The following is a 5038-nucleotide window of genomic DNA, read 5'->3' on the forward strand; positions in this document are numbered from 1 at the left end:
TTGAAAGACCTTTTGGGAAAGAAGTGGTGACGCCCGCAGCCAGGCGGAAAGCTGTTGCGCATTTGGTGGGTCACCCACCAGATGAGCCTCCATTGCCTGGCAGGCGGTGTTTACACCGCTGAGAGGGGCGGGCGCGTAAAGCCGTCGACTTATGCCGGATGACGATCCGTTACGAAACCAGTCGCAGCGATGACCACGACCTTCGCGAGCGGATGAAGGCGTTGGCGCATGAACGCGGCGGCTTTGGATATCGGCGCCTTCATGTGCTGCTCAGACGCGAGGGCCATCTTGTGAATCACAAGAAATTCTTCCGGCTCTATCGGGAGGCGGAGCTCACGGTACGCAAGCGTGGCGGGCGTAAGTGGGTGATAGGCACCCGAACGCCGATGTTGATCCCGACAGCCGCCAATGATCGCTGGTCGCTGGACTTCGTGTCAGATCAGCTCACCGATGGCCGCAGGTTCCGGGTGCTTACGGTCGTCGATGATTGCACAAGAGAATGCTTGGGCCTCGTCGCCGATACGTCCCTTTCCGGCTTGCGGGTTGCCCATGAGTTAGACCGGATCATCGAAAGACGTGGCAAGCCGAAGATGCTCGTCAGTGACAACGGCAGCGAGTTCACCAGTAACGCAATCCTGCATTGGGCGGATCGGACCAAAGTGGAATGGCACTATATAGCACTAGGCAAACCGATCCAGAACGCCTTCATCGAAAGCTTCAATGGACGGCTACGAGACGAGTTCCTGAATGAGACCCTCTTCTCGTCACTGACCCATGCTCGATCTTCGCTTTCAGCCTGGCGCATCGATTACAACGATCATCGACCACACTCTGAACTCGGCTGGATGACGCCTACTGAGTTCGCTCAGACAATCAACCCGCGACGTGATGCGGTGCTGCGCAGCCGGAATGGCTCCGCACCGCAACCCGTCGCTACCGCCCCGAATACAGCAACCCAAAACCGCTGGAGCGAACTTAAAACTAGAAAAACTTGGGGGCAACGTCAGTCCCATTCTCTCGGAAGTTATGACGTCCCAGTTCATTTCCAGTTATCCAATGGTCCGAATTGCGGTGTATTGCCCGCGTTCGAGACGCATTAAACTAAATGTTCCAAGTTGAGCAAGGATAGCAAAATGCTCGAGAGCCTTCACACGCTTGACGTTCTCTACTCGTCGCATCGGACTATCTAAGCCAACAGTGGCAATGGCAGGGAAGTATCCAAAACATTCTCCCCTCTCCAGGGACCCATGCGCAACAACACATCGGTCAAACATGGGTTGATCTTGTGCATCGAATTCCTCGAATGTCTTGCTCTTTGAAGGTAGCAGGGATCGAGCAAGAACATCTGGATCAGTGCTTCTGTCACGTTTGGGAAGGCCGGGTGGCAAAACGAATGCTGTAGGTGCCAGCTTGCTGGAAGTCAGTCGCATATCGACGAGATCGATCTCAAAATGATCATGACGCTGGGACCAGCAAACCAGCCGCCCAAATGCCGAATAGCCGATCACGAAGCAGTCTTTGTGACTGAAGTCAGGATCTGCAGCGAAAACGAGCGCAAGAACCTCCGAGAAATCGGAAGGATCGCAGTACTGTAGGCGACGGTCGAAATAATCACCAAACCCATACATGCGGAGGAAAGCCATAAAGCTCCTTGGGAGAACCTTCGACAAACGCTCATCCTGTTCACTAGTCAGTGGAACAGCGCGCTGCGGTGGGCCTAGCTCATCGATTATCTCGGAAAAGAATGTATCCAACATGTAAAGCCTTCCTGTCACCTGTTATTCGCCGCAGATTTTGAGCTCAACCTTCATCAACTTGTTCGCTTGCCCGTTGGCACGCAAGCGGTTTGCTTCTTGTTTCAACAAATTAGCGCGCCCCCGTTGTGCCCACATAGGCCCAATTCTTTGATTTTCGGCGCCGCCGCCGATACCGACTGAGGAGGGATTTCCGCCAGCATAGATGTCCAGATAGTGGGTCGCATTTACGGAAGACATCGTTTTTTGTATTTCCGAAGCGCTATATCCGGCCTCTCTCAATGAATCTTCATATTGACTTCTAGCAGCGTCCTGAGCTTTCGAGTCGCGCAGCAAATTCGTATACGGTCCTTTTCTATTACCCCAAGCTTTCTTTGCGTGGTCGAGAACGGTATGAGCATATGCCATATCGTCCGCTGTCATGTTGTTAACGGTAGCCTGCTGCTCCTTCAACTGGCGACGAAACTCGTCGCGATTTACGCCCCTCGGCAGGTCGAAGCATGGCACCTTCAGATGACCCGTGACACGTCCACCGCCGCCACCATCAACTTTTTCACCAGCATTTTCGACTTTCTTGGCATCTTCTACATGCTCAGCCTCCCGTGCGACCTTGCCAATTTTACCAGCTTCTTCGAGCCCTTCCCCTGCCTCTTTCAGCATCTTCAGCTTTTTACCCGGGCTGAGAACGCTCGCTAAAACACCCGTTCCAGCGCCAAGCGCACCCGATACGCCGTGCGTGTTATAGCCTTTTTCAACGCTGTTGACCGCGCCCTTGACCCCGTCAGCAACAAACCCTCCAGCTGCCTTCGCGCTGCCGATTGGGTCGTTGATGACATTTTCCCCGACATTGTACAGACCGCTTCCAATATCCTGCGTACTTTGCCAGATTTGGGGTCCTGTAGGCAAACTTTCGTAGACCCCTTGAACGTCTTCCAAAAGCGACGCGTTGCCGTTGTAGTAGTCACTAATCTTATTGACGGCGCCATCTATCAGTGATGCCTCGTCTGAGGTGGCTTTCATTCCGGCCCAAAAGTGACCAAGTTCCTCTTTAGCTTGGCCAATTGTTGATCTGTCTTGATTGTCCGCGGCGTCTGGAGCTTCTTTGGTTTCCGTTGAGTTTACATAACAATATTCTCCTTCAGTGTTCCCGTTATTTAGTGTGCAGCGGTCGGCGTGACGTTGTATTGGAATGCCGTTAACTTTTACGATTGGAGAAGAGGTGGCGGGCTCGACAACATCACCCACAGTACCAGACTTGACCCCTAGGCCAGTGCCAGGCTCATCTCCGTAAGTGATTGTAAATTTCGAATCGAACCGCTTAATGGCCTCACCGTTCGCCAATACATTCGGTGAATAGTTGTAATCATTGTCAGCGGTACCCCACACGGGGAATGGGCAGGGTTTTTCGGGTGCGCGACAAACATCTGGCGAAAGACCGATTGCCAGTGCCTTTTGATTATCCGGTATTATTTCAGGCGGCGCCGGACTCGGAGCGGCCGGACGAGGCTGTACTTCTGCCACTCCTTTCTCATTCTCTTTTGGAGGTGGCCAAGGACCCTTATAACTGAGCAACGGCCCCTGCAGACCGTCGGGCGTTTTGCTTAAAAGCGTGCCACTGATAGGTGGCCCGGTTATTTGTGTGCCAGGTGGCAGACCATATTTGGCTGCAAACGCATCGTCGAAAAGTGGATCGGGGAATTGGCGGTCTCCCATTATGCGACTTCTCGCTGGGAAGAGAGAAAGATGAGCTTCGGCAAACCTTTTCGGCTTGGCCAAGGAAAACCGACTCGCCAAGTTAAAAACACTCGCCCAACACCAGGCCGCATATCAAAATGGACGCCATCCAATACCATCGCCGCGCGGGCTGGTCCCTTGCCTTGGTCGATTTCGATCGACAGCTTCAGTTTTGGAAGTTGTCCTTCTAGCCTGGTGTGTCCGGGCAATAACCTTTCAAGCGCAAAATTTTCGCCGCCATCTAACCAGCTTTCCGTAACAAGATCAGGATGGGCGGCTTGCCAAAAACGAAAATCAAAATCCTGTGGCAAGAGCGGATGTCTTTGTTCAAGCCACTGGTCATCGTAAGTGCCTGCAAGCGACAACCTGTCCGTCCAGAATGGCGATAATGGTGCCAAGCCAGCCGGTTTCGGGCGATCGGTCGCGGAGCATATGGGATGGCTTTCCTCCTCTATCTGAGGTGCTGGCCATGTTGGCTGCTCTCTAAAGCGTCCCTCATCGACTAACCCAATGCCGATCGGGTTAGCCTCGATAGTTTCGCAGTCATTTTTGCCACCAAATGCAAGTCGCCAGTCAAGCGGTACGTAATTAACGGGTTTCCCTTGGGTTAATTCCCAACCATCAAGAGCATCCTCTTTGGACCGATCTATTATACCTACCCACGTCTTTCGTGTTTTAGCACACCATTGGCGCGGACCATGAACGCGTAATCTTTTCTCGACTTGGCCGACACGTAAACTGCAAGTCCAAGAAGATGTCGGCTTTCCATCTGGAGCAAACGCAGCGCCGACGAACGTAACATCGGTTGAAGGTTTGAACGGCGCTAAATCTGTGCATGCCACCATCGGTGTCTGGTGTGGGTCACCATCATATGTATCGGACATGACAAGCGGATATTGATTTTCCGCAATCTGCAAAGTGCCGCCATTGGTGAGTTTGAATGTGCCGCGTGCCACTACCACGCCCAACAGATCGCCGGCCATATTGTATTGACGAAACGCAAGCGCGGGAAACGGCGTGTGATTATCAACTGTCATCCGCTTCAGCCTTTTGCTGTTGAATCGGACTCTGAGGGATCAGCTTCATCAAATCCGCCGCCTGGCTTATTCAAATCCACCACGGTTCCGTTGATCTGTGTTGGCCCCGATGCTGTGAAGTTGAACTGCGTCCCGAGAATGATCACCGTACCATCCTTGCGCATGATAAACTTCGAGGCACCACACTCAATGACAAACTCCTCACCGACAATGGTTTTTTTGAATTTCCCGATGTTTTCAATCGATGTTTGACCAACATTGGAAACCTTGCTGACACCGATCTGCTCGGTCTTGGCGACACCGACCGACGTTGATTGGAACGCGCCAATGATCGTGTTCATGATGCCGGGGAGGGGGAACAGGCCGGATGCATCCGATCCGACACCCGTACCGGAACCGGCCAGTGCAGTACCCGCATCAGAACGCGGGCTTGGGCCAGAGACGACACCCTCGCGTGACGACATGCCGCCAGCCCCGAGGAAGCCGAGGGCGGATGACGCAAGCGTCGTGGCG

General features: G+C 53.3%; 3 protein-coding genes and 2 pseudogenes. 1 reads left to right on the top strand and 4 read right to left on the bottom strand.

Annotated elements, in window-relative coordinates; all coding sequences use genetic code 11:
• A pseudogene (locus tag ASF69_RS22755) lies at nt 1-902 on the top strand (IS3 family transposase); the annotation flags it as partial.
• A gap of 147 nt (nt 903-1049) precedes the next feature.
• Here ASF69_RS22755 and ASF69_RS12745 read toward each other — a convergent pair.
• The 4 genes and pseudogenes from ASF69_RS12745 to ASF69_RS23610 all read right to left on the bottom strand — a co-directional run.
• Nucleotides 1050-1757 (bottom strand): GAD-like domain-containing protein, encoded by a 708-nt coding sequence (locus ASF69_RS12745; RefSeq protein ID WP_062588023.1) that lies wholly within the window; start codon nt 1755-1757, stop codon nt 1050-1052.
• A gap of 21 nt (nt 1758-1778) precedes the next feature.
• A complete protein-coding gene (locus ASF69_RS12750; RefSeq protein WP_062588025.1) occupies nt 1779-3467 on the bottom strand; it encodes a PAAR-like domain-containing protein in 1689 nt (562 codons plus the stop codon).
• A complete protein-coding gene (locus ASF69_RS12755; protein ID WP_062588027.1) occupies nt 3467-4525 on the bottom strand; it encodes a DUF2169 domain-containing protein in 1059 nt (352 codons plus the stop codon). The genes ASF69_RS12750 and ASF69_RS12755 overlap by 1 nt, the downstream gene beginning before the upstream one ends.
• Nucleotides 4526-4530: 5 nt before the next feature.
• A pseudogene (locus ASF69_RS23610) lies at nt 4531-5038 on the bottom strand (type VI secretion system tip protein VgrG); the annotation flags it as partial.

The organism is Rhizobium sp. Leaf311 (assembly GCF_001423445.1).
Classification (GTDB): Bacteria; Pseudomonadota; Alphaproteobacteria; order Rhizobiales; family Rhizobiaceae; genus Agrobacterium.